At 58.4% G+C, this 24,972-nt stretch carries 24 protein-coding genes and 1 pseudogene; 13 read left to right on the top strand and 12 right to left on the bottom strand.

The genetic code is table 11. The annotated features are described in order from the left end of the window. Nucleotides 1-60 precede the first annotated feature (60 nt). Nucleotides 61-384 carry a DUF2958 domain-containing protein gene (locus tag L867_RS25415; protein ID WP_051439009.1) on the top strand — a complete coding sequence of 108 codons (324 nt, stop codon included), beginning with the start codon at nt 61-63 and terminating at the stop codon, nt 382-384. Between the two features lie 52 nt (nt 385-436). On the opposite strand, the gene L867_RS0115240 is transcribed toward L867_RS25415, so the two are convergent. The 3 genes from L867_RS0115240 to L867_RS25400 all read right to left on the bottom strand — a co-directional run bounded on the left by L867_RS0115240 (nt 437) and on the right by L867_RS25400 (nt 3,513). Further along, nucleotides 437-1,390 carry a hypothetical protein gene (locus tag L867_RS0115240; RefSeq protein WP_028737694.1) on the bottom strand — a complete coding sequence of 318 codons (954 nt, stop codon included), beginning with the start codon at nt 1,388-1,390 and terminating at the stop codon, nt 437-439. A gap of 256 nt (nt 1,391-1,646) precedes the next feature. Beyond that, a complete protein-coding gene (locus L867_RS27995; protein ID WP_232363941.1) occupies nt 1,647-2,708 on the bottom strand; it encodes a hypothetical protein in 1,062 nt (353 codons plus the stop codon). Between the two features lie 196 nt (nt 2,709-2,904). Next, nucleotides 2,905-3,513: a DUF4231 domain-containing protein gene (locus L867_RS25400; protein WP_028737693.1), complete on the bottom strand. Its 609-nt coding sequence runs from the start codon at nt 3,511-3,513 to the stop codon at nt 2,905-2,907. 66 nt (nt 3,514-3,579) lie between these two features. Between L867_RS25400 and L867_RS0115225 the strand changes: the two genes are divergently transcribed. From L867_RS0115225 to L867_RS0115215, 4 genes are read left to right on the top strand one after another with little or no spacing between them, the layout of a single operon-like run. Then, entirely contained in the window at nt 3,580-4,200 is a 621-nt protein-coding gene (locus L867_RS0115225) for a TIR domain-containing protein (protein ID WP_232363940.1), read from the top strand. Nucleotide 4,201: 1 nt separating this feature from the next. Further along, complete coding sequence (locus L867_RS0115220; RefSeq protein ID WP_028737691.1) at nt 4,202-5,647, top strand: SIR2 family protein; 1,446 nt, start codon at nt 4,202-4,204, stop codon at nt 5,645-5,647. 21 nt (nt 5,648-5,668) lie between these two features. Next, nucleotides 5,669-6,172 carry a toll/interleukin-1 receptor domain-containing protein gene (locus L867_RS27440; RefSeq protein ID WP_169734088.1) on the top strand — a complete coding sequence of 168 codons (504 nt, stop codon included), beginning with the start codon at nt 5,669-5,671 and terminating at the stop codon, nt 6,170-6,172. A 29-nt stretch (nt 6,173-6,201) separates the two neighbouring features. Beyond that, entirely contained in the window at nt 6,202-9,111 is a 2,910-nt protein-coding gene (locus tag L867_RS0115215; protein WP_028737690.1) for a Tn3 family transposase, read from the top strand. Nucleotides 9,112-9,312: 201 nt separating this feature from the next. On the opposite strand, the gene L867_RS0115210 is transcribed toward L867_RS0115215, so the two are convergent. The 4 genes from L867_RS0115210 to L867_RS0115195 form a co-directional block, all read right to left on the bottom strand. Next, nucleotides 9,313-10,128, bottom strand: coding sequence for an oxidoreductase (locus tag L867_RS0115210; protein WP_028737689.1), 816 nt, complete (start codon nt 10,126-10,128; stop codon nt 9,313-9,315). A gap of 125 nt (nt 10,129-10,253) precedes the next feature. Then, nucleotides 10,254-11,099, bottom strand: a complete 846-nt coding sequence (locus L867_RS0115205) for an alpha/beta fold hydrolase (RefSeq protein WP_028737688.1) — start codon at nt 11,097-11,099, stop codon at nt 10,254-10,256. A gap of 144 nt (nt 11,100-11,243) precedes the next feature. Beyond that, nucleotides 11,244-11,717, bottom strand: coding sequence for a methyltransferase family protein (locus L867_RS0115200; RefSeq protein WP_028737687.1), 474 nt, complete (start codon nt 11,715-11,717; stop codon nt 11,244-11,246). A gap of 23 nt (nt 11,718-11,740) precedes the next feature. Beyond that, nucleotides 11,741-12,634 (bottom strand): NAD(P)/FAD-dependent oxidoreductase, encoded by an 894-nt coding sequence (locus L867_RS0115195; protein WP_028737686.1) that lies wholly within the window; start codon nt 12,632-12,634, stop codon nt 11,741-11,743. Between the two features lie 220 nt (nt 12,635-12,854). On the opposite strand from L867_RS0115195, the gene L867_RS0115190 reads away from it, so the two are divergent. Together L867_RS0115190 and L867_RS0115185 are read left to right on the top strand one after the other, a co-directional pair. After that, complete coding sequence (locus L867_RS0115190; protein WP_028737685.1) at nt 12,855-13,502, top strand: TetR/AcrR family transcriptional regulator; 648 nt, start codon at nt 12,855-12,857, stop codon at nt 13,500-13,502. A gap of 35 nt (nt 13,503-13,537) precedes the next feature. Further along, nucleotides 13,538-14,401 carry a class I SAM-dependent methyltransferase gene (locus L867_RS0115185; RefSeq protein ID WP_028737684.1) on the top strand — a complete coding sequence of 288 codons (864 nt, stop codon included), beginning with the start codon at nt 13,538-13,540 and terminating at the stop codon, nt 14,399-14,401. Between the two features lie 174 nt (nt 14,402-14,575). Here the strand turns inward: L867_RS0115185 and L867_RS0115180 are convergent, their stop codons facing one another. Beyond that, entirely contained in the window at nt 14,576-17,689 is a 3,114-nt protein-coding gene (locus L867_RS0115180; protein WP_028737683.1) for an efflux RND transporter permease subunit, read from the bottom strand. Beyond that, on the bottom strand, nt 17,686-18,801 hold the full coding sequence (locus L867_RS0115175) for an efflux RND transporter periplasmic adaptor subunit (protein WP_028737682.1): 1,116 nt from the start codon (nt 18,799-18,801) through the stop codon (nt 17,686-17,688). The genes L867_RS0115180 and L867_RS0115175 overlap by 4 nt, the downstream gene beginning before the upstream one ends. 99 nt (nt 18,802-18,900) lie before the next feature. Here L867_RS0115175 and L867_RS27990 point away from each other — a divergent pair. After that, nucleotides 18,901-19,109: pseudogene (locus tag L867_RS27990) on the top strand (helix-turn-helix domain-containing protein); the annotation flags it as partial. 157 nt (nt 19,110-19,266) lie between these two features. Beyond that, nucleotides 19,267-19,833: a recombinase family protein gene (locus tag L867_RS0115170; protein WP_028737681.1), complete on the top strand. Its 567-nt coding sequence runs from the start codon at nt 19,267-19,269 to the stop codon at nt 19,831-19,833. Nucleotides 19,834-20,074: 241 nt separating this feature from the next. Here L867_RS0115170 and L867_RS0115165 read toward each other — a convergent pair whose 3' ends face one another. Beyond that, nucleotides 20,075-21,214 carry an RHE_PE00001 family protein gene (locus tag L867_RS0115165; protein ID WP_028737680.1) on the bottom strand — a complete coding sequence of 380 codons (1,140 nt, stop codon included), beginning with the start codon at nt 21,212-21,214 and terminating at the stop codon, nt 20,075-20,077. A gap of 177 nt (nt 21,215-21,391) precedes the next feature. On the opposite strand from L867_RS0115165, the gene L867_RS0115160 reads away from it, so the two are divergent. From L867_RS0115160 to L867_RS0115145, 4 genes are read left to right on the top strand one after another with little or no spacing between them, the layout of a single operon-like run. After that, the gene (locus L867_RS0115160) at nt 21,392-21,685 is read left to right on the top strand and encodes a type II toxin-antitoxin system Phd/YefM family antitoxin (protein WP_028737679.1); all 294 of its coding nucleotides are present in this window, start codon (nt 21,392-21,394) and stop codon (nt 21,683-21,685) included. After that, nucleotides 21,682-22,059, top strand: coding sequence for a type II toxin-antitoxin system VapC family toxin (locus L867_RS0115155; RefSeq protein WP_028737678.1), 378 nt, complete (start codon nt 21,682-21,684; stop codon nt 22,057-22,059). The genes L867_RS0115160 and L867_RS0115155 overlap by 4 nt, the downstream gene beginning before the upstream one ends. Nucleotides 22,060-22,070: 11 nt before the next feature. Next, a complete protein-coding gene (locus L867_RS0115150; RefSeq protein WP_028737677.1) occupies nt 22,071-22,319 on the top strand; it encodes a type II toxin-antitoxin system Phd/YefM family antitoxin in 249 nt (82 codons plus the stop codon). Next, the gene (locus tag L867_RS0115145; protein WP_028737676.1) at nt 22,316-23,461 is read left to right on the top strand and encodes a site-specific integrase; all 1,146 of its coding nucleotides are present in this window, start codon (nt 22,316-22,318) and stop codon (nt 23,459-23,461) included. Before L867_RS0115150 ends, L867_RS0115145 begins: the two co-directional genes overlap by 4 nt. Before the next feature lie 144 nt (nt 23,462-23,605). Here the strand turns inward: L867_RS0115145 and L867_RS0115140 are convergent, their stop codons facing one another. Together L867_RS0115140 and L867_RS27985 are read right to left on the bottom strand one after the other, a co-directional pair. Then, nucleotides 23,606-24,175 (bottom strand): type II toxin-antitoxin system VapC family toxin, encoded by a 570-nt coding sequence (locus L867_RS0115140; RefSeq protein WP_028737675.1) that lies wholly within the window; start codon nt 24,173-24,175, stop codon nt 23,606-23,608. Between the two features lies 1 nt (nt 24,176). Further along, the gene (locus L867_RS27985) at nt 24,177-24,527 is read right to left on the bottom strand and encodes a hypothetical protein (RefSeq protein ID WP_232363939.1); all 351 of its coding nucleotides are present in this window, start codon (nt 24,525-24,527) and stop codon (nt 24,177-24,179) included. Nucleotides 24,528-24,972 lie beyond the last annotated feature (445 nt).

Genomic DNA, 24,972 nt, shown 5'->3' with positions numbered 1-24,972 from the left:
GTCCTTCGCGATCCCAAAGCAGACGCATAGGGAGGCGGCGATGAAACTCTTCACCAAAGCCTGCTGGCGAATGGTCGCCAGCAGCAGCCCCTCAAGGGCACTAAAAGCGAGATCGATTTCTCACCGGTCATCAAGCTTTTCACCCCATGGGGTGGCGCGACTTGGCTGCTCTCGGAGATCGATCCGGATGAGCCGGACCATGCGTTCGGCTTGTGCGACCTTGGCATGGGATATCCCGAGCTTGGAACGGTCAGTATTGCCGAGCTGAGTAGCATCAGTGGTCCGTTCGGCCTGAAGATCAAACGTGACCTTCATTTCGAGGCCAAGCAGACTTTGTCCGCTTACATGTCGGAAGCATCCCGCCTCGGTCGGATCAATGCCTGATGCGAAGCGAGAGCGGCTTTCATACCGCTCTCCTTCTCCGGCCAGGAAGGAGTTATGGTTCAACCGTAACGGAGATCTCCTGCGCTTGAGCGCTAATGCCTTGTATGCGTTCGAGCTGGTAGTGCTCGTCATCCAGCACGGCAGCCCTGTATTCCTCCTGCGCCGGCAAGAGCCCGAGCGGGAGGGTATGCGTCGCGCGCGGGTTATGCACGACCACCATGCTTGCCGGACGGTCGAGCAGCGTCATCTCATCGATATCCGCTGCCCATATCGCGCTGATCGGCGCAAAGCGCTCATCGAGGAAGGTGTCGGCAGGGACTGGCTGCCCCACCGGCTTATGGATGACGTAACGTTGCTGGTGCTCGGGTTCTGAGGATTCTAGCGTGTCGCGGTTGATGCGGACCTGAAGCGGCCCGATCGCAAGTGTCGCTTCCACGGCGAACGGCCATTGGCTAATGCCAGTCAATTCGGTGAACGTGCCGCCATAGCCGCGCAGCAGACGGGCATTGACCGCAATGACGTAGCAATCGTCGGCGCCGACAATGCCGCCCCCCAAATAGCCGGCATGCTGTCCGCGCTGACCCAGCAGCACTTCCGCCTTCTGCTTGATCGCGGCCGTCCATCGCAGCAGGATCTGCTCATGCGGGAAATCCCTGACACCGTTGATCTCAGCGGGTGCCAGCCAATTGGCCGGAATCCCCGTGGGGGTCGGTGTGATAACTTCGACCCAGATCCGCCTGCCTTCGCGCTCGATCAGGAAATCCGGTCCCGCGGCCTGATGTGTGAAGGTGATGCCGGCTTCGCCGAGCTGGTATCCCAGCAGCACTTCCGACAATTGCTGCCAGTACATGAATTCGTCGGTCGAGCAGAGGCGTTGCAGCGCGTTGACATCCCCCTGCCCCGCATCGAGATAGGCCTGAGCCACCTCGATGATCCGTTCACGCATGGCGGGTACACGACCGCCATTATGCGGATAACGTTGCTCGATGGCAGCCTTGAGGGTCATGGCAGGTGATTTCCTTTCCGGTGCTCGCCCGTACCGACGGTCGCATAGGCTGCGAGAAAGCGGTGACGTATCCCCTGCAGTGCGATGCGCTGACTAGTCATTTGCCATCGGCAGGTTCAAGCGATCTTACGACGCGTCCGCCGGAAAAAGCGAGCCGAAAGACCGGAGCTGGTAAGGGGTGCGAAGGGAAAGAGGTGAGCGGGCCGTATGTGCCGGCCGTTCCATCCTCCGCTGCATGTGCATCACCGTTCTTCTGCTACCTGCCTCCCATCATCAGGCGGTAGAGATCGGCTTGCGTCGCACCCGCCGGCATCGTGTCGGCAGTGAAAGGCACATTGATATAGGCGCTTCCGTTTGCCTGCGGCGTCACATGGACACCGCACGCATGGATGAGCCTGAACGCTGTTCGGCCCAGCGCTATCAACCCGTCATAGCTTTCCCATTCGCCGCGTCGGTCCCAAAGGGACCGCATCTGCGGAACGAGTTCGGTAATGGCCGCAGCGATCGCGGCATCAGCACCGACCAGCTCTGCGGCGATATCAGGCAGTTCTTCTTCGGCTATGCCGTCGAGATGGCCGAACAGGTAGGATGCCATCCGCAATGGCTCCAGAAGCGCTGCGCCCGCCTCCTGCAATACCCGTTCGACGTCGCCATGCAAACGGTAAGAACGGATAGCATCACGCGCCCTGCTTCGCGCACCGGTGAGCCGGGTCGCGACATTTTCCCGATAACGCGTTTCCTGATTCCGTGCCCAGGGTGCAGAGGCACGGCATACCGCATATTCGCCCCAGAAAGATTCCGCGAATTGCTGCTCTAGCTTGCCGACATAGTCCGTCGCTCTGTAGCCGAGCAGGACACCAGGGAACTGGCGGTCGCGATCCGCGTGTTCTTCGACATGGGCGCATTCATGGGAGATGATCGCCAGCGCCGTGCGAAGATCGTCGATGTTACGATCCTCCTCGGCAAACGCAAGGACGCAGACCAAATCTGCCAGAAGCACGATATGTGTCCGGAACTGCTCATCACGCCTGACGACCACTGACTTGCCTACGCCGACCAACCCCTTGTCATTGGTGCGTTCTTCGGGACGAAGCCCTTCGATACCGCGATCGAGCCCCCTAAGCGCCGCATCGTAATCGACCGCAACCGTGATGCCGTCGAGTGTGCTGATGTCGATATAACGGCCGATCTCGTATACTAGATCCCTCGTGCCGAGCCGCAAGCATTCTGCGGCATATTCATTATCGAAGCCGAGCACCGTGACCGCGATGTCCGGCATGGTGGACGGAATTTCAGGCTCGTCGATCTGCTCTCTCATTCGCTGCTGCGTCCCTCTCTGTCCCTAACTATTACCTATCCAATTGCAGTGCTCTCGCGAGCTAAAGCCGTAACAACGCCTCGAGTTGCGCTTTCAATGGTTGGGCCGACTTGAAACTTTAGATGCAATGTCCTCAATCTGGTCCATGGGCCTGAGGATCGACAGCTACGCCGGCATCTCGCATTGCCGGCCTCTACTAACCAGAGTCTTCTGCTTTCTGGCTTTTAGTCTGATCAAGTGAAGGTGTGTTATCTGTTTCAGTGTTTCTAATGAATTTCCTCAGTTCTTCGACTTCTGCAAAATACCTCTCCACCCTGGTGCTCGCGTCACCGAAAGTTTCGGGGCGATCGAGCATCCTTCGGTAGGTGTCGTAGAACATTGACTCACCTTCTCGATATGCGCGGTAGTTGTCGGAGACCTTGAACGCTCGATGCAATGCAAGAAGGATTGCTGAAAATGCCGATACGACCGTAATCAGCCACTTTGAATATGCATCAGTGTCAGTCGCTTGCGCGAGGACGGGCACGATTACCGACGATGGAATCGTCCACGAGAGGCAGTAGAAATGGGCACGCTTGTATCTCTCGGCCTGGGTTTTCCAAAAGCTCAACGTTCCCCGGATCCGTTCGTAGTGCTGTTGGAGCAAGAGCTTTTCAGCATCAGTGAAATGCGGAGAAACATCGAAATGCGGCCCAGCTTTGTTTAGTGGAACGTTTGAAAAAACTGTCCAGATCACGGGTAAAGCGGTGAAGCCAGCCAATGAAACATACAATTTTATCGCAAGCAGCCAATAGCTCTCGTTCATAGGAAGCCCCTTTTACCGATAAAGTAGAGTCACATGCTTCGGTGGTTTGCAATGGATAGCTTGGACTTGAATAAGCTCGCGATCAGAGGATTGGAATCACAAAAAAAATCGGAGAAAACGTTTAAGTCCGAGTGTGACCAACCCTTGCGGGTATATCCTGAAGCAACCATATTTCTGGGATGTGAGAAGGGGGCAGGAATGGCGCGAAAGGTATTTTTTAGTTTTCACTATGACCGGGACGTCCATAGAGTCGTCCAGGTCAGAGATTCTTGGGTAGTTAGGGCATCTGGTGATGCCCCTCCGTTTTACGACAAGGCGGAATTTGAATCCGTGAAGAAGCGGGCCGGCGGCATCGAAAATTGGATCGAGGAACAGCTTCGAGGAACCTCTGTAACGGTCGTCCTGTTTGGTGCCGAGACATACGATCGGCCGTGGGTACGACACGAAATCAAGCGAAGCTATGAGTTGAAAAAAGGCATTCTCGCGATCGATATCCACAATGTGAAGCATCCGCAGCTAGGTGGTGATGTACAGGGTAAAAACCCGCTGTCTTATTGGGAAATTACGCAGGCTGGTCGAAAGGTTCCGTTTAGCAGCCTTTACCGGACCTACGATTGGGTTCGGGATGATGGATACAACAACATAGCAGCTTGGATCGAGGCCGCCGCAACCGCAGCAGGTCGTTGAAATGGTTGTGCGCTCAGGAAAAACACGCTTCCTCAAGGAGTTTCCTACATCCCTCCATGAGGGCACTGGTGCAGTGTTTCTTGGCGCAGGCGTTTCGATGGCGGCTGGATATCCGTCATGGTCATCATTGCTTCGTGAGATCGGAGAAGAACTTGGCCTGAGTTCAGGCGACATCTACGATCTGGCAGCACTCGCGCAGTGGCACATCCGAGAAAGCGGGGGTGCAACGCGCGTTCGTAATGTGATCAAGACGGAAATCGGCAAAGATCTACCGGTGCCTGAAGCACTTGAGATTATAGCGCGCCTTCCGGTTCGCCATATCTGGACAACAAACTACGATAGGCTCGTCGAACGAGCGTTTGAAGCGATCCGGCGACCGGTAGATGTTGTGTCTGGTTCTAAAGACCTTTCCCTGAAGGCCAAAGCTGGGGCAGTCCGCCTTTATAAAATGCATGGCTCAGTCGATCGACTCGACGATATCGTCATCTCGACCGATGACTATGAGCTCTATCGTTCGAAGCGTGGGGCTTTCCTTCCACTGCTGCAAGCTCATCTCACCGGAATGTCGATGCTGTTTGTTGGGCTGAGCCTTACGGATCCCAACGTTCGGCATGTTCTCTCCATGATAAGAGAGAGCTTTTCTGACGCTCCACCAGAACATTTCGCTATCGTGAGGCCACCGAAAGCTGATGATTTTAAGAATCCAGACGAATACAAAGCGCGGGCGGCACAGCATGCTTTATGGGCCAAGGATCTCCAGCGTTACGGTCTGATCGCAGTTGAGATCGATGACTATGACGAGGTCCCGGCCCTTTTAAAGCAGGTAGAGCGACGAGTTGCCAAGCACAGGATCTGGGTGAGCGGGAGTTGGCCTATTGAAGCGGGGGACGCTAAAGCTGCCACGCTATATCGGCTCTCCGAAGCGATTGGCCGGATAATTGGAGCTAATGGACTGAGTCTGGTCACTGGGTCGGGTGTGCTCGTTGGGTCTGCGTCTATTTCAGGTTTCCTCGAAGCACTTCGCGCGGATGGTGGGTGGGATATTGATCAAAGGCTTGTTTCAAGGCCGTTTCCGCAGCCCGCACCAGGAGACACCACCGATAAAGCACTATGGTCGGCCCATCGCGCTGAGCTTGCGCGGAACTCCGGGACTGTGGTTTTTCTCGGAGGCTCGAAAATGTCAGGCGGAAGCGCCGTTGTTGCCGATGGTGTGCTTGAGGAATTTGAGAAGGCCAAGGCAGCAGGCGTGTTTTTGCTCCCTGTTGGGTCTACCGGCGGCGCAGCAAAGGAGATTGCCGAAACGTTGCGCGGCAGCCATTGGCCTTCCACGGGGGCGGACGCCAGACGGCCTACCGATGATGAGCTCGCCGCCTTGAGCGATGAAACAAAAACGAACGACGCGCTGTTGGCGATCGTTGAGAAAATCATCGCTCGTCAGCAAAAATGAATTCCTTAAAAGGATGTACAGTTGCCTGAGTTTGTTACCAGAGCCGAACTTCGTTCGTTTGCAGCCCAAAAGACACTGACTGAACAGCAAGTAATCCGAAGAAGTGCCTCGTCTCGCTCGTTAAATGGCTCCACATTTCTCTCGCACTCCAGCAAAGATGAGGATCTAGTCGTTGGAGCAACAATCGTACTCGAAAATCACGGAGCGCTTGTTTACACGGACGAGAAGGACCCAGAAATGCCGCCGTATACAACGGCCAAAACTGCCGCGCTGTTGAAAACGCGCATTAAGCAGACGAAGCGCTTCGTCCTTCTAACAAGCAAAAATAGCAAAGAGAGCAAGTGGGTGCCGTGGGAACTCGGTGTTGCCGACGGATCAAAAGGGATGAATCCGATCGCATTGTTTCCGTCAGCAGACAGCCCGACCGATATGGCCCAGTCGGCCCGAAGCTGCGATTTTGGCCAACTCGAAGAACGTTGTGGGAACGTAGCTTGCGGGATTGACCGGAGAAGCGTCCGCTCATGACATTGCGCTCTAATTTGAGGAGCGTTTTAATGAGTACGGGTATTTCCAGTTCGGATTTTGTCGGCCGATGGAGTTTGAGCTTCGCCGACATTGATTTCATCAATTCCAAACCAGCCGCGACGAGGCTTGGCTTGGCCGCGCAGTTGAAGTTTTTCAGCGCTCGCGGTTTTTTCGCTGATGATGGCACACTGGTCCCGAACGATGCTGCCGAATACCTGGCCGAGCAGATCGGCGTCCCAGCCGACGAACTGTCCGATTATGATTTCGCCGGGAGAACTGCTCGTCGGCATTGCGCCGAGATTTTACAGTATCTTGGATATCGCCGCATGACGCGAGTGGACCGGGAAATGCTGTCCTTCTGGATTATCGGCGAACTTTGCCCGTCCGGACAATCCGTCAGCGCCATGCTTGAAGCGGTGTTTCTTTGGTGCCGGGATCGCAATATCTATGGTCCGTCTGCCAAGGAGCTTGAACGGCTTGTTCGTTCGCAACGGCAACAATATCTGGACGGCTGGTTTTATGAGGTGGGCGTCGCGCTACCGCCGGAGTCTGTTGCAGCGATGGAAAGCTCCCTGGCTGATGCGGAAGGGCCGACGGGTTTCAATGCGATGAAGGCCGATGCGGGGCGAGCAACGCTCGACAACATTCTGGAGGTGACCGCCCGGCTGGCGTTCATCCGGAAACTGAACCTCCCACGGGATATGCTTTCAACCATCAACCCGGCGTGGATTGAGCATGTTGCCCGCCGGGTTTCCGGCGAAAAGGCATCGGAGATGCGCCGTCACACGCAAACCCGCCAGCTCGCGCTTTATGCGGTGTATCTGATGGCGCGGGAAACGGCGATGACCGATGCAATGGTCGAACTACTTGTGGAAACGGTGCACAAGATCACAACCCGGTCGAAACGGAAGGTGGTGGGTGACATCGCCAAGGATGTCGAACGGGTCTATGGCAAGGAACGGCTGCTCGTCGACATTGCAACCGCATCGATTGACGATCCGAACGGTCGCATCTGCGATGTCATCTTTCCGGTTGTCGGCAAGGAAAAGCTGGCGGCGATCATCAAGGAAAGCAGTGCCAAGGGTGCGCTTGACCGCCGCATCTATGCAGTCATGCGCAATTCATGGGCCAATCATTATCGCCGGATGCTACCAAGCCTGCTTTCCGTGCTGGAGTTCCGGTCGAACAATGCGGTTTGGCGACCAGTTTTGTCCGCCCTCGACTGGATCAAGGCAAGGCTGGAGGACGGGTGCCGGTTCGTGCCGCAGAACGAAGTGCCGATAGACGGTGTGATCCCGGCAAAGTGGCGCAGTTCTGTCATCGATGGAAATGGTCGCGTCAACCGGATCAGTTATGAACTCTGCGTCCTGACCCAACTGCGGGAATGCATCCGGTCCAAGGAAATCTGGGTTGTCGGCGCGGACCGATACCGCAATCCCGATGATGATCTGCCGAAGGATTTTGCGGCTCGACGCTCCTCTTATTATTCCAAGCTGAACCTGACACAGGACGCATGCGAATTTGTGGCAATGGTTCGCAAGGAGCTGGAACACGAGTTGCTGCTTCTGAACGAAACAATGCCACGAAACGAGAAGGTGAGAATCCTCTGGCGCGGCGAAAACCGGATATCGATCACGCCGTTCAAGCCAGCGCCGGAGCCGAAAGGGCTGGCAGCCATAAAATCAGAAATCAGTCAGCGCTGGCCGATGACGGGCCTGCTTGATGTTTTGAAGGAGGCGGCGCTCGACACCGGGCTTCTCGATGCGTTCGAGACCTCGGCCTCCCGCGTTGCATTGCCGAAGGCTGTTCTGGATCAGCGATTGCTTCTTTGCCTCTATGGCCTCGGCACCAATGCCGGTCTGAAGCGGGTGGCCGGTGCCACCACCGATGCCAGCTACGAGGAACTTCTGCACGTGCATCGCCGCTTCATTCACGCGGGCGCATTGCGGGACGCCTGCGCTCGGGTTGCCAATGCCACGCTTGCAATTCGCAATGCAGCGGTCTGGGGAGACGCCGGAACGGCCTGCGCATCGGATTCCACGAAGTTCGGGGCCTGGGATCGCAACCTGATGACCGAGTGGCACGCCCGCTATGGCGGGCGCGGCGTCATGATCTACTGGCATGTCGAAAAGCGAGCCACCTGCGTCTATTCCCAGCTCAAGCGGTGCTCGTCGTCGGAAGTTGCATCGATGATCGAAGGTGTTCTTCGCCATTGCACTGATCTGGAAATCCAGCGGCAATATGTCGATAGCCACGGGCAAAGCGCCGTTGGTTTCGCCTTTTGCCGATTACTCGGATTTGAGCTCGCCCCGCGCCTGAAAGCCATAGCCCGGCAGAAGCTGGCATTGCCAGACGCTGCCTTTAAGGCAAGATTGCCGAACCTGCTTCCGATCCTTTCCAATCCGATCAACTGGGAGGAGATCGAGCAGCAATATGACGAGATGGTCAAATATGCCGCTGCCATGCAGACGCGCACCGCCGATCCAGAGGCAATCCTGCGCCGCTTCGCGCGGGGGGAAGTCATGCATCCAACCTACAAGGCACTGAATGAACTCGGTCGGGCAGTCAAAACGATCTTTTTATGCCGCTATCTGCGGCAGGAAGCCTTCCGCCGGGAAATTCACGAAGGCCTCAACGTAGTTGAAAACTGGAACAGCGCCAACGGTTTTGTCTTCTTCGGCAAGGGCGGAGAAATGGCGACCAACCGAGTTGATGAGCAGGAGGTATCGGCACTGGCGCTACACCTCCTTCAGGCATCGCTCGTCTATGTGAACACGCGCATGCTGCAAACCGTGCTTGCCGAACCAGCCTGGCACGGCCGTATGGCACCGGAAGATTATCGCGGTCTCACACCGTTGATCTATGCACACGTCAACCCTTACGGCCGGTTCGACCTTGATCTGGACAGCCGGATAGATTTCAGCAAAATCGCCGCGTGAGTAGCGGCGCAGAAATGCGCGATGCAAAACTCAGGCGTAAAATTCCAACTTTTGTTGGGATTTTTGCGAAAGCTACGGAGTAGGCTGACTTTGGGGACGGTACTGACTTCGGCCTGGACGAGCGATCCGCTAGTCGGCCCATGCCACAATCCGTTCGGAAAAGGCCTCGGCGGGCCTCGATGTGCAGGATGTTTCTCGTCGTCAGATCGGCAACCCGAACTGTTTTCGCAGGCTCTTGTCGAATGCGAACTCGGGGACGAAACGGCGCAGGAGACTGATCCGTCGCGCCATTTTTCCCGCCGCGTAGCGCCTCTTTGGAACGACTGCGCTCGCCGCTTCGACAATCGTCCTGGCGACGACGTCGGGGGCGTCGCCGGTTTCTATCGCTTTTTTGTTGATTACATTCATGCTGGCGCGCGCGGCGTCATAGACGTCAAGCAATTGGTCCGGTCTAGCAAGGCTTTCTTCAAATGCCGTCCTTGTAAAGGCGGGCTCGACCAACACAACGCGAATGCCAAAGGTGCGAAGTTCGTGGTCAAGCGATTCGGAATAGCCTTCAATGGCATGCTTGGTCGACGCATAAACGGCGGAATAGGGAGCCGGGATCAAGCCCAGCACTGAACTCACATTGATGATTCTGCCTGTCCTCTGATGGCGCATGGCCGGTAGCACCGCCCTGGTCATGCGTAGAACGCCGAAGACATTCACGTCGAACAGCGCCTGCGCCTGGACCGTCGAGGACTCCTCTGCGGCGCCGAACAGACCACTGCCGGCATTGTTGACAAGGAGATCGATGCGGCCGGCCTCAGCCAGGACCCGCTCGGCCAATCTTGCCACGGACTCATCGTCGGTAACGTCACAGGTCAGCATAGTGATACCGTCTGAACTCTCCGCCACGGCGCGGCGGCTGGTTCCGAACACCCGAAAGCCCGCAATCTGCAAGGCTTTGGCAGTGGCGAGACCGATGCCAGAGGACGCGCCGGTCACCAAGGCGACGCCAGGATTAGTCGTATTCATGAGGATCACTTCCTTTTTTTACTCTTGAGAGGCATGGACGTTCCTTTTGTGCCCCGTGCGCCAGTCCGGTCAGTTCCCGTCGTCGAGGAGCTTCGTTCGAGTGTTTTTGCAGGGCTGAAAGGCCCCTACTTGGCCCATGCCGCAATCCGTTCCGCAATCGCCTCGGGGGCCTCGATGTGCAGGAAGTGACCGACGTCGGGGACGACCTCCCTCGTGCGCTGCGCGGCGAACCGATGTCGGTCATCAACCTCTGCTGGGAGGATGCAGCCGTCGTTGGCACCGTGAAGCTGCAACATGGGCACCGCGATCGGGCGAGACATGCGGCGTGTCGCCCCAAGCATGCCGGGTCGCATCATCGCCCGGTAGTATTTTAGAGGCGCGGGCATACTCGCCCGCAGGTGCTCGTGTAGTTCCGCCTTGAGAGCAGGATCAAGCGAGAGGCCGGGCGACCACTGACGCCAGAGGTGATCGATGAGCGCCAGATCGCGGGCCGTGGCGATCCAGCCGCTTCCTGGCAGTTGGAAGAGCCCCATGTACCAGCTCCGGCGCAACTGAGCAGGGTGCGTCAGTCTGCTCATGAAAGTGAGCGGGTGAGGGATCGAGAGCGCGACCGCGCGAGCAATTCGCTCCGGTGCAGTGATGCAGGTATCATATGTGATCAGGGCGCCCCAATCGTGGCCAATCAGCTCCACGGGTCGCCCCGGAGACCAGCGGTCGATCAGCGCGAGCACGTCGCTGGTGAGGGCTGCAAAGTCGAACGGCCCCGCGGTCGGGGACGGCGCATAACCGCGAAGCCAGGGTGCAACGATGTGACGCCCCCGGCGGCCGAGCTCGGCAAGGAAGGGCTTCGCGGTCGGCGGATGGTCCGGGAAGCCGTGCAAGACAATCGTCGGCTGGCCATCGGGGTCGCCCCCCTGCAACGCGTGGAAGGTGCCGTGTGGCAGATCGAAGGTGACGTGTTCAAAATCCATATGTGTCAGCCTTTTCAGGAGCAGTCGGGCGGGCAGGCGACCAGTCGGTCTTTGACACCGGCCCGCGACCTTCCGTGATTGATATCTCGCGGCAAGTAAGCCAACGCTGGTTTGTCAAATGCCTCCAAGGGAGCGGCGGAATAGTCAGAGCCAGCGGCGAACCTCCACCTTGTAGCGGCGGTATTCGTCGCCAAACTTTGCTTCGAGATAGCGCTCTTCGCGGGCGATCACCTGCGTCTGGATGATGATCAGCACCAACGGGAGCAAGGTCAGGGCGATCGGCCCGTCGAAGCCGATCGCAAGGCCGGCATAGATGAGCGCCATTGCAAGATACATGGGATTGCGAGTCCAGCGATAGGGACCTGTCTTTACGATTAGGGTCGTCGGCTGCGTCGGTGGAGCGTTGGTGCCAAGCCGCCGGAACAAACCGGCCGCCGCAAGCATCATCGCCACGCCGGCAACGAAAAGCAGCACGCCCGTCGTGGTCAGCAACCGCCAGTCGATGCCGAAAGAGCGCAGGCTGACGAACCGCTCCGCCAACAGTCCCAGCAGCAGCGCTCCCAGATAAATGAGTGGCGGAGGGAAGCGCACACCCGCGCTATCTGGTTCGACGGCCATGCTCGTCCCTCCGATCTGTGCTCTCAAACCAGCATCGACTGCTGCGCGAAGATACCGGCCATCGCGCCTTGCCATGTTGCCGTGGTGACCGAGGGGATTCCGGGGTTGGCGAGGTCGCCGGCGGCATAGATGCCGGGAATGCTGGTTTCGCGGCGCTCGTCGGTCTTGATAGCGATGCCGGTTGGCGTATTGACCGTGTCAAGCCCGAGTGTTTCATGCAGGCTTGCGGACGGCTTGTTGCGCGGATGCGCGAACAGAATATCGACTGCGACATCGGGGCCGGTATCGAGCTTGATAGTTGCATTGTGGTCCCCATGACGGGCGATTTCGGTGATCCGGCCATCAACGACAGGTACCTTTCGGCCCGCCAGATCGGCCCGGATGTCGGGTGCGATGTCGTGACCATCGGCAAAGACCGTCAGCCTGTCGGTCCAATCGTGGAACAGCCTGACCTGATTCATCGACTGCGGGCCGGACCAGACGAGGCCCCAATGCTGGCCCGCGACTTCGAAGCCGTCGCAATAGGGGCATGGGATGATGGATGTGCCCCAGCTTTCGGCAAAGCCCGGAACATCAGGCATCTTGTCGACAACGCCATAGCTCAGGATCAGGCGGCGCGCTCCAAGGCTCTCGCCATCGCCGGTGAGGACGGAGAAATTGTCGATAGTACCGGAAATGCTGTCGGCCCGGGCATTAACCAGCCTGATTGCGGGATAACGCGCCAGTTGCTGCCGCGCCTCGGTCAGGATGTCCGATGGCGGCTTGTGATCGTGGCCAAGCACTCCGTGCGAGCGACCGGCGAAGCGATTGCGTGGCAGGCCGGTATCGAGAACGGTGACTTTGCGACGGGCACGGCCGAGCTGAAGGGCGGCGGCAAGGCCGGCAAAGCTGCCGCCGATGATGATGACATTATCCATGGTGGTAGACTCCGAGTTGCGGATCGAGTGCGTTGAGTTGGGCGTGGCCGCGGCCTGGGCACGGGGGACGCCGATGGTGGAAAGCGCGGCCAGCTTCAGCAGTGTTCGTCGTTGCATGGCACCCTCGTGTGTATGTCGGCGCATTTTGGCTTGCATATTTGTGAAACTGAATGGTATCGTAATTCAAGAATAACGATACTGTCAAGGACTGGATTTCAACATGAACGAAAATAGTCAGGCCCGGCGCGGCCGGCCCGTCAACGAGGCGCTTGGCCAAACGATAGTCGACGCAGCGAGCGAACTCTTTGCGGAACTGGGTTTTCACGCGACGACATTGGACAAGGTCGCCCAGCGAGCGAAGATATCCAAGCTCAGCATCTACAAGCACTTCGAGAACAAGGAGGCGCTGTTCGGGGCGGCCTTTACGGCCCGCTGCCATCAGTTAGTACCACAGGCACTTTTTGAAGGCGTCGACGGTTCGGCCGAAGATCAGCTCATGGCGGTGGGATCATCCCTGCTTCGCACGCTGTTGCGCCCGGACGTCAGCGGTGTCGAAGCCATGGTCATGGCCGACACGCCGAACCAAAAGTCGTTGAGTAAGCTCCATTACGAAGCAGGCCCCGCCCATATCATCGCCCAAATCGAGGCCCTGTTGCGTCAGTTGCACGCGAAGGCGGTTCTGAACGTGCCCGATCCTCTCCGGTCCGCCCGCTTGTTTGCTGCGCTTTTCAAAGGATGCGATCTCCTGATTATCGCACGCTTCGATCAGGCGAGAGCAGAGGACGACAACGAAATCGAATCCTATTGCCGGTCGGCCGTCGCCATGTTCATCGCCGCGCACAGTGGCAACGACCACGCGGGCGGATAGCCTGGTTAAGAACGGATCAGAACAAAGGATATGGCATGACAGGGGAAAATGTTTCTCAGGTAGCCGACTGGAAAGGCCAAAGCGGAGAGCGCTGGGTCGCTTACCAGGCACGGCTCGATGCCATGATGGCGGTGTTCGGCCAGGCCGCGATCGAGGCCGCCGCGCCAGTCACGGGCGAACGCGTGCTGGACGTCGGTTGCGGCGCGGGCGCGTCTAGTCTGGATCTGGCCGGGCACGTCGGCGCGGGAGGCCAGGTGTTAGGCGTGGACATATCCGAGCCGCTGATCGGCAGAGCGCGCGCGCTAGCACCGCAGGATACGCCGGCCCTTTTCCAGGTGGCCGACGCCAGCAGCGCAGACTTGCCCGAGGGTACGTTCGACATCCTGTTCTCGCGCTTCGGCGTGATGTTCTTTGACGATCCTGCCGCAGCGTTCGCTCACATGCGCCGTGCGCTCAAGCCGGGCGCGCGGGTCGCTTTCGTCTGCTGGCGCAGCATGGCCGAGAATGATTGGGTGCGCCTGCCGATGGGTGCGATCAAGGGCATCCTCCCGCCGATGGCTCCCCCCCATCCCGAAGCGCCCGGCGCGTTCTCGTTTGGCGACCAGGCGCGGGTGGAGCGTGTCCTGACGGCAGCTGGCTTCACTGACGTCGCTATCGCACCATTCGATGCCTCCATTCCGTTTGGCAAGGGGGACACGCGGGAGGCGGCGCTCGACGACGCGGTGGCGATGACACTTGAGGTCGGCCCACTGGCGCGCGCACTTGCTGATCAGACCGACGATATTCGCGCCCGCGCCTCGGCTGCGGTTCGTGCCGCCTTCGCGGGGTGCCCCGGTGAGCGATCGGTGATGATCAACGGCGCAACGTGGATCGTCACCGCGCGTAATGCGGCAAGTTGACAGGGATTAACAGGACAGACGCCTCGTTTCGCTTTGGCGAACAACGCGTGGCGCGCGTCTCTCGAACGCAATTGGCGCCAGCACGATAGACAAGGTTTTTAGATCTGGTATGAAGGCGGCCATGCTTGGGCACGGCCGATATCGTTGCGGCGTCTCCCTTGCGCAAAGACAGCTCTACTCGGCGGCAAGTGCAGTGGCAGAATGCCGCTCATCGATAATCGCCTCGGGCTGGCTCGCTTGCTTTGGAGGCTTGATCCGGAACCACACAGCGTAGAGGGCCGGAAGGAAGAGCAGGATCATCACAGTGCCCGCAGCCGTGCCGCCAATCAGCGTATAGGCCATCGATCCCCAGAACACCGAATGCGTCAGAGGTATGAAGGCCAGGACGGCAGCGAGCGCTGTCAGGATAACTGGACGAGTCCTCTGCACGGTCGCTTCGATGACGGCATGATAGTCATCAAGACCAGCCGCCTGGTTCTCCTTGATCTGCTCCGTCAGAATGAGCGTGTTGCGCATCAGGATACCTGCCAATCCGATCAAGCCGAGAATGGCGTTGAAGCCGAAGGGTTGATTGAACAGGAGCAATGCCGGCACCACGCCGGCAAGGCCAAGCGGTGCGGTCAGCATCACCATCGTCATCGTCGATAGACTGCGAACCTGCAGGATGATGACGATCAACATCGCCGCGATCATCAGCGGGAAGACCTGGACGAGTGCGATATTGGCCTTTTGCGACTCTTCGATGTTCCCGCCCATTTCGATACGATACCCGACCGGAAGCGACGCGATCAGCGGCTGGAGAGCCTCCATCACTTGTTGCGAAACTTCCGGTGGCTGTGTCGCCTCGTTGATATCGGACCTGATCGTTATGACCGGTGTCCTGTCGCGACGTTTCAGGATAGGTTCCTCCAGGCGGATCTCGGAATGTCCGATCTGGTCGAGTGGAATCTGGCGGCCAGCCCTGCTCATCAGCGAAAAGTCAGCAAGGCGTGATGGATCGAGGCGGTTCTCGCCAGCACTTCGTGCCACCACGGGAACGTTACGAATGTTTTCGCGCACCTGCGTGACTGGAATCCCGCTCAGCAGCAATTGCATCTGCTGGGCTGCCTCTGAAGGCGAAAGACCGATCAGATTAAGCCGCTCCTGATCCGGGACAAAGCGCAGGACAGGCGTTCGGTTGCCCCAATCGCGGTTGGCTTGCCGAACATCAGGAACAGTCTTCATGATCGCCAGAGCATGCTCGGAGATCTTATAGAGTTCATCCTGATCCGGCCCCATGATCCGAAACTCGACGGGGAACGGTGTATATGGCCCGAACACAAGCTGCGTTACGCGGACAGAAGCCTCTGGAGCAAGACCGTCGGAAATAGCGGCGCGAAGGCGATGCTTCAATTCTTCTCGTGAATGAGCGTCAGGTGTCAGCACAACTATTTTGGCGAAAGCGGGATCGGGCAATTCCGGTGACATGGCGAAGAAGAACCGGGGTGCGCCCTGCCCGATGTAACTGGTAGCGATTTTCGTTTCCGGCTGCTTTTGCAGCCAGCCTTCGACTTTCTTGACCGCGGCCGTCGTGCTTTCGATGCTCGTGCCTTCAGGCATGCGGACTTCGACAAGAACTTCAGGCCGGTCCGAAGTCGGGAAGAACTGCTGCTTTACGCCCCCCATCCCGACAACCGAGACGGCCATCGTGATGCCAACAACCGCGCAGGTCATGAATTTATGGCGAACCGCAAACTCGATGAGCGAGCGCAGGCGGCGGTAGTTGGGCGTATCATAGATGGCGTGGTGCCCACCCTCGATCGGTTTGATATCAGGCAGCATTTTCACGCCCATATATGGCGTAAAGATCACGGCAACGAACCAGGAGACGATCAGGGCAAACCCCACGACCCAGAAGATGTTGCCGGCATATTCCCCGGCGCTGGACTTGGCGAAACCCACGGGCATCAGTCCGATGATGGTGACGAGTGTGCCGGACAGCATCGGCGCCGCCGTGTGGCTCCAGGCATAGGCGGCCGCCTTTATGCGGTCCATGCCCTCTTCCATCTTCACCACCATCACCTCGATGGCGATGATGGCGTCGTCCACCAGAAGCCCAAGCGCAAGGATGAGCGCGCCGAGCGTGATGCGGTCGAAGAACCGGCCGGTTTCCAGCATGATGAAGAAGACGACGGCAAGGGTCAGTGGCACTGCAAGGGCCACAACGATGCCGACACGCCAGCCGAGTGCGACAAGGCTCACGAACAGAACGACACCGAGCGCCATGGCGAACTTCAGCATGAATTCACCGACCGCCTCATCGATATTGACGGCCTGATCGCTGACTTTGGTGAGCGCCATGCCCAGCGGCAGTGTCTGCGCGATCGCGGCGGACCGCGCCTCAAGCGCCTTGCCAAGCTCCAGACCATTCCAGCCCGATTGCATGACTGCGCCCAGCATGATCGTCGGCTCACCCTGATGGCGGATGATGTAGGTCGCGGGATCTTCGTAGCCGCGCCGCACATCCGCCACATCGGAAAGCTTTAGCGTCCGGCCGGCGGCCACGATTGGCGTATCGGCAATGGCCTCTGCGCTGTTATAGGCTCCGTCGAAACGGATGAAAACCTGCGGTCCGCGCGTATCGATCGAGCCAGCGGGCGTCACCGTGTTCTGCCGCTGCAAAGCTGCGGCGATATCCTGCGCCGAAATCCCAAGCGTCGCCAACTTGGCAAAGGAGAACTCGACAAAGATCTGTTCGGGGCGTTCCCCGAGGATGTTGATTTTCTTGATGCCCGGAACATGCAGGAGATCCTGACGGATGACCTCTGCCTGCCGAACGAGGTCTCGCATCGGCATCCCCTTCGCCTTCAACGCGTAAAGACCAAAGCTCACATCCGAGTATTCATCGTTGACGAACGGACCCATGACGCCCGGAGGAAGATTTCGGGCTTCGTCGCCGAGCTTCTTGCGCGCCTGATAGAATTCCTCTTCAACTGCGGATGCTGGCGTATTGTCCTTAAGTGTCACCGTGAGGAAGGCGTAGCCAGGCCGCGTGGTCGTCTCGACCCGGTCGTACCAGGTGAGCTCCTGGACGCGCTTCTCGAGTGGCTCGGCGACAAGATCCTGCATTTCGCGCGCGGTGGCGCCCGGCCAAACTGAGGTTACCGTCAGGGTCTTGATGGTGAAGGAGGGATCCTCGGCGCGTCCTAGTTTGACGAAGGCGTAGACGCCGGCGGCCGCCAACAGAATGATGAAGAACAGTGTGACGGCGCGCTCGCGAACCGCGATGGCAGAGAGATTGAAGGTCATGGCTTTGCCACCTCTTGCTGCACGCCTGTTCTGACTATCGCGCCGTCCTGAAGGAGATGTGCGCCGAGCGCGACGATCTGCTGACCGATCGTGATGCCCTTCACAAACGCCGTCTCGTCGCCGATCCGTTTGATCTCGACCGGCGTGAAGTTCACGGTGGATGTGGCATTGTCGATAGTCCACACACCTGTCCGGCTACCGTCGTCCAGAATGGCACCGACGGGCACGGCGACCTCTGACTGTCGGTCGGCGTCCAGAATACTGATCGTCACAGTCGAGCCGAGCGGAGCAGAGGCAGCCGCCCCCTCGAGAACATAACGCGCTTCGTAGGTCCGTGTTTGCGGGTCGGCAGAATCGGAAATCTGTCGCAAACGGGCTTCTCCGCTCAGCCCGTCACCGCCATAGGCACTGGCCTGCGCTTCGGATCCGATATCCGGCCGCAGGGTCTCCGGTAGCCAGATAACAGCTTCACGCGGCCCGGCCTGCGCCAGTTGAATGACCGTCTGGCCCGCGGCCACGACCTGGCCCGGGTCTGCGAGCGTATCAACGACTGTTCCGTCCGAGTCTGCAACAAGAACAGTATAGTTGGCAGCGTTTTCGGCGACCCCGGCGTCTGCTTCGGACGCAGCAAGCTGCGCTGCGGCCGTATCCAATGCCGCCTTTGCCTGTTCATACCGCTGTTGAGTGGCGGCTAATCCGTTTTTCACCAGCACCGCATAACGTTTCTCGTCCGCTTGCGCCTGGGTCAGGACTGCACGCGCTGCCGTCACGGCGTTGCGTTTCGCCGTCAGCGCGAGATGGAGGTCGGTTTCGTCGATCCGCATCAGGGCCTGGCCCTGCTTGACCTGCTGGCCCGCATCGACCATCCGCTCGACGATCTTGCCCGGAACCCGAAAACCGAGATTGCTTTGTACGCGCGAAGCGACCGTGCCGGTAAACGACCGCTCCGCCGTTTCCGTCCTCATCGCTTCTGCCACCCTAACCAGTGGTGGCGCAGTCCTTGGGTCCGCGGCATCCGCTTCCCTTTTTGGCGTTTCGAAAACCAGAAAGAAGGCAGTGGCACCCGCCCCTGCCACGAGACCGGCGAAAGCCAGGACATGTTTGCGTTTCATTTTACGATCTTTTCTCGAGTAGAGGGCATGGCTGAAACCCGCCCATTGATCTGCATATATTGGGATACTAAACGGTATCATAATGTAGGAATTGAGATACTGTCAAGGACTGCAAATTTCGAGACCGAAGATCGACAGGGCCGGCGCGGCGGTCCGTCAACACTTGGTCAAACGATTATCGACACCGCGTGCGACTTTGTGGAATTGGGTTTTCAGGCGACGACCCTGGACGAGGTCACCAAACGAGCGGGCTTTTGAAGCTCAGCATCTATCGGCACTTCGAGAACAAGGAGGCGCTGTTCAGTGCGCCCTCCCGAAGTGGGTAACTTTTGCGATAGTATGTCACTTTTCGGTACGCCCTAGAGTGACATTCAAATGTTACGCGCGCGGAGTGTAGCAAAAGGGTGGATTTTCGATCAAAGTGACGTTATACAATCGGAACCACCCTAATGTTACAGAATCGCCATGGCCCGCATCGGATACGCTCGCGTCAGCACCACAGATCAGGACCTCGATATTCAAAGCGCGCGCCTGAAGGCCGCCGGTTGCGAAATCATACGTTCTGAAACCGGATCGGGGGCTTCAAGAAAAGGCCGGTCCGAGCTGGAAACCATCATGCAGTTTCTGCATGCGGGTGACGAGCTGGTGGTGTTACGCCTTGACCGGCTCGGCCGGTCTACTCGCGATGTTCTCAATATCGTTCACGAACTTGACGAGAAAGGTGCATCGCTTCGTGTCCTTGAACCAGAAGTGACAACCGCCGGAAGCATGGGACGGATGGTGGTCACCATCCTCGGCATGGTTGCTGACATGGAACTCAAGTTCATCAAAGACAGGCAAAGAGCCGGAATTGACGCGGCAAAAGCTGAGGGCGTTTACAAGGGACGAAAGAAGAATGTCGATGACGCCGAAATCCGAAGGCGGATCGCTGCAGGTACAACCAAGGCTCAAGTTGCCCGCGATCTGAATGTTTCAAGGATGACCGTTTACCGCGCTTTGGAAGGTCAAGACGCACAGTTAGATTCTATCTGATTGCGCCGTTCACTTTCCATTCTTTTAGTTGGCCAAAATCGCAGCTTCGGGCCGACTGGGCCGATATGAGTTGGGCGTCTTCTGAGTATCTTGGCCTTTACCAACGGATCGTCTGGGGAAAGATTAAAGGGCGCGACAAGTTGGAGTGGATTGTCTGGGACGAGGTTCCCAATACCGCTGTACCTTTGCGTGACTGGCTGACCTCCGGTTGAGTGCGATAATACCGCCACGTACTTTCCATCTAAATCACTCCCCACGCCCGAAACCTCCCCCTCCCGGTCATTTCCCTCAAGCCAAGCTCCAAAACCATCCGCCGCGCCGCCTGCGGCGTCACATCGAGCGTCTTCGCCACCATTTTTGACGACACCAGTGGTTTGGCCATCACCAGCTCAACCAGCTCCGGCAGTTTTGACGAGGCCCGGCGTCCGTCTAGCTTTCGCTCCATCAGTGTTCGAGCCAGAGCCAGCCGGTCATGCACTTTCAGACCGAGCTCGGCGGCCGCGATCAGCCCGTGAGCAATGGCCAGCAACCGGGTCTCCCGATCACGATGCCGGCGCCGATCGACGGGAATGGTTTTGAGGCCGAGATTGATGGCGGCAAGATGGGCGCCGGTGGTAACGCCGGCCTGACGCAGGATTGAGGCGGCGAACAAGCGGCCGAGCCAAGGGGCGTGCTGAAGAACCGAAAGCTCGTTCCAGGCATCGAGGGTCACGATCGCCTTCAGCATCGCCGGCAAATTTTCCGCCTGTCGCAACACGCCACGCCATTCGTCCAGCCTGGAATCTTCGTCCCAATCGAGGTCATAGACCAGCGCATCTTTTTCCGCCGCGCCGCTGCGGCCCGACCGTGTGGCGTTCGCGATCGCCGCCTCCGATCGAGCAAGCACCGCATCGATGGCAGCATAGTCGACGCCGGGAAGATCTTCGCCACCGTCGGCGTCGTCCCCCTCCCCTACAGGATCTATTGCGACGGCACCCCGGGTGGCGCCGCCCGCCTCTGCTTCGTCGGTGCCGATCGACGCCCCTGGCTCCGTCTGCCGCAACGTTCGAATGCCGTCTGCGGACAACGCCCAGCCAGGTGGTTGGGCGGCAATGCGCCGACGGGTTCGCAGCACGTCGCGGGCGATTGTCAGCTCATGGGTCGGTGTGCGAATATCCCGCGTGGCGTCATGAAGGACGAGGTCTTCAAGATGGACAAGCTCGCCGTCGATCCACAGCGAGGCACAGGCGTCGGTGAATTGGGACCGTTCGATCCAACCCGCGCCGACCGGCGAACGCGCAATCCGCTCGTCCAGACGCGTTAGCGCGAGACCGGCGTCGAAAGCGGGCCGCATCAAGGTACTCATGCTGATTTTCGCGAGATCGTAAGCCATTGAAATCATGGTAAATGATTTACTAAACGAACTCTATATCAAAATTGAGGTTCCTCACATGGTATGATGGGCAGTTGCGCTCCTAACCATCGATAAGTAATGCTTATCGAATGTTAAACGTACACTTTGCTTGTACGTGCCTTGAAACGGTGATACGCTTCGCCTGGCTCAATTATGGAGGTCCCGATGCCCCAGACCACCTACAAGATCAGCGAAGCCCGTAAGAATTTCGCCGAAGTCCTGGAGCGCGCCAATCAGGGCGAGGAAATCGTTATCATGCGCGGAAACGAGGTTTATGCCCGTATCGGCCCGGCGGCCGATGGCGGCAAGCGTCCTTTTGGACTGCTTCGTCACCGTGGTCTGCCCGACAACCTGTTCGATACCACCGATGCCGAGCAGGCGGCCATCGACGCCGGCGATTGGAATGACGATACCGGCGTCTGGCAAGGCGAAGCCAATGGTAGCGAAAGCACGCGATGAAAATCCTGCTCGACAGCCACGCCGTCTACTGGTGGACGATCGGCAGTGATCGCCTGTCCCCGAAGGCACGAGCGCTGATTGAGGACAAAGCCAACCATGTCCTCGTCAGCGCAGTGTCCTTCTATGAGCTGGACAATAAGATGCGCCTGAAGAAGCTCGACCTTAGGCCGCAGGAACTCCGGGCAGCCGTCACCAGCAGCGGCCTGCAAATGCTTGCCATCACCGATTTGCACGCCGAGCTCGCGGCAAGCTTCGATTGGGATCACCGCGATCCGTGGGATCGCATACTCGCCGCACAGGCGCGGCTAGAGTATTGCACCTTTGTCTCCACCGACATCGCGTTCGACGCAATTCTGCACGAACGGGTCTGGTAAAGGGTGCAGCGGTGAAGGTATCCGTAGAAATTGCCGAGGCAGCTGAACGACTTGAAGAGCTGATCGACCTTGTTTTACGCGAGGACGAAGTTGTCATCTGTCGAGCAGGCGAACCCGTTGCGGACATCGTACCCATTGCGCGGAAAGGCCACGGTACGATGGATGATGTCTGGGCGCTGGCGGCCAAGGGGAGACCTGCGAGCAATGACCAGACTTCGAACCACGACGATTATTACGACGAGAACGGATTGCCGAAATGAGTAGTTCCTCGTCACGTTCGATCGAAAGACGCATCGAGACGTTGGACACGATCGCCGCCGTCCTGCCGATCGACCGGCGGGACGAGCTTGCCGAACTGCTCACCGACCAAGACATCGAAACGCTGCGCCACCTGGTCAACGAGGGCATGGGCGAAAACACCTTGCGCGCACTCACCTCCGACCTTGCCTATCTGCAGGCCTGGTCGCTGGCGGCGACCGGTGCTTCCCTCCCCTGGCCAGCGCCCGAAGCCTTGGCTCTGAAATTCGTCGCCCACCATCTCTGGCAGCCCGAACAGCGCGACATCGATCCTCACCACGGCATGCCGGCTGCCATCGAGCAGAGCCTGCGCGAGCAACGCCTCTTGCGATCCTCCGGGCCACATGCGCCAGATACGGTGCGCCGGCGGCTTGCGAGTTGGTCGACGCTGACAAAATGGCGCGGGCTGACGGGTGTCTTCTCCTCTCCTTCGCTGAAATCCGCAATACGCCTTGCTGTCCGCGCGACGCCGCGTCCAAGGAAACGCAAGAGCGCCAAGGCGGTGACCGGCGACGTCCTTGCAAAGCTGCTGGCCACCTGCGACTCGGACAGCCTGCACGACATCCGCGACCGGGCAATGCTGATGGTCGCGTTCGCGTCCGGCGGTCGCCGTCGCAGCGAGATTGCCGGTTTGCGCAGAGAGCAACTCACCGTCGAGCCGCCAATCGCCGTCGAGGGCGGCCCTCCCCTCCCCTCTCTCGCCATCCATCTGGGTCGTACCAAGACGTCAGGAGCTGAACACGATGCGGTCGTCTATTTGACGGGCCGGCCCGTGGATGCCCTGAACGTCTGGCTTGCGGCTGCCAAAATTGAGGGCGGAAGTATTTTCCGGAAGGTCGATCGTTGGGGGAATGTTTCGAAGCGGGCACTGGAGCCGAGTGCCGTCAACCATATCGTCAAGCAGCGGGCGGCGCTGGCGGGGATGGAGCCAGGGGAGTTTTCGGCGCACGGATTGCGATCCGGTTATCTCACTGAGGCCGCCAATCGTGGGGTCCCCCTCCCCGAAGCAATGGAGCAGTCGCGACACCGCTCGGTGCAACAGGCATCCAGCTACTACAACCATGCCACAAGGCGAACAGGACGGGCTGCGCGCCTTGTGCCGTAATTGATTATTCCAATGGGAAATGAGGCGAGCCTATGTAGTGCTGCCAAACCATTTCTAGGCCGAGCGATCCAAAGGATCGCGCGTACGCACACCTTGACGCGCCAACCGAACCTATTGAACGAACCTCAATTTGGTAGCTCGGGATTACTGCCCTGCCCTGTAGAACAAAGCCCGCCCGGAAGGGATCAACTGCAGAAGGTAATCAAAGTCGCTGACGTTGGCTGTAAGGACCGTAAATCCCATTTTCTGAGCCTGCAAAAAGAGAACGCAGTCGTGAAGTGCCCGCAAGCGCGCATCTTTTTCATAGCCCTGAAGGCGGCACAGCATGCCGGAAAGGAGCGCTGAGCGCCCCAGCACGTCAGGATCGGGCGCAAAAATACGGTGCGGCTTCATGTCCGTGATTGTCACGCCAATCTGGCTCACCGCTCCCTTGGTGCCTGCGTGCTTAGGATCCAGGACGCCAACAGTGTGCATCAACTCCTGAATAGCCACGGTCGAATGGTTGCTCACTCTGATATCCAGCAGATCGGCGACGACCTCGGGCGCACGTCCCTGGAGGCCGTCGATATAGACACACGTATCGAGAAGAAGCTCCTGGCCACTGTCCGCCCGATCACTGACGAACGGGAGTTCATCGTCCTCACGTCGAGCAAGAGTTCGGTAGGGATCAAAGCGAGCCCAGCGGACTGCTGCATCAAAATCAAAGTCTGACAACTTAGAAACCCAGTTTCAGATCGGGGTCTACAGTGCCTTGTGTCTTCCGGAACGTGGCTCCAAAATTATCGTCCAGGGCTACATTCGCCAATGCAAATTCGATCAGATCCGTGTCTGTCTCAATACCCGTATGTTTTTTCGCCTGCTCGATGAGAGCAGGACTGATACGGCCGCCGATCCGCTTGCTCTTTTCACCCAGCAAGCCGGAATGTTCAGCGGCTTTCATCACGGCCTCGAACCGGGCCTTGCTGACCGTTACGAATTGCTCGGCTTTAGCGGACCGGGCGGCCGTTGTGAGACGGCCGTCCGGCGACGATGATGTGATGTCTTTTTCGCGGCTCTGTTTTGTCATCGACGTCTCCATAAAACGATAGATGTTAGACGTTTTTAGATTTTGTCTGACACTATCCGGTTTGCACCGGGTGTGCAAGCTGCGGAGCAATGAACCAAAAATCTGATCGTTATCACTCCGAACCCTCGTTCTGGTTCTGCCGCTGCTGATCCTCGTCCTTGAGAACGCGTTAACGCTGCCCCTCCTGGCTAGCCTTTTCTAAAGCCGACTGTTCGCGGGGGCTTGTCGCAAATTTTCGTGGTTAACGGTATGTTGACCGCGGGAAGAGAAATTGTGGCCCCGAAAGTTGTCCGGGTTCGTGCATTGCTCTCAAGAACACGCGCTGCGCTCGGGTGACTTCGCTTGAAGCCTGCACAAAACGGCACCCACCGGTCGATCCTCCGCCGTCCAGGGCAACCGTATATGGAAATCTGGGATTTCAATCTTTCGTCGCAAGACATTTCTC

Origin of the sequence: Paenirhizobium selenitireducens ATCC BAA-1503, from assembly GCF_000518785.1 — a bacterium.
Lineage (GTDB): Bacteria > Pseudomonadota > Alphaproteobacteria > Rhizobiales > Rhizobiaceae > Allorhizobium > Allorhizobium selenitireducens.
This window is presented reverse-complemented; position numbering and strand designations above follow the sequence as displayed.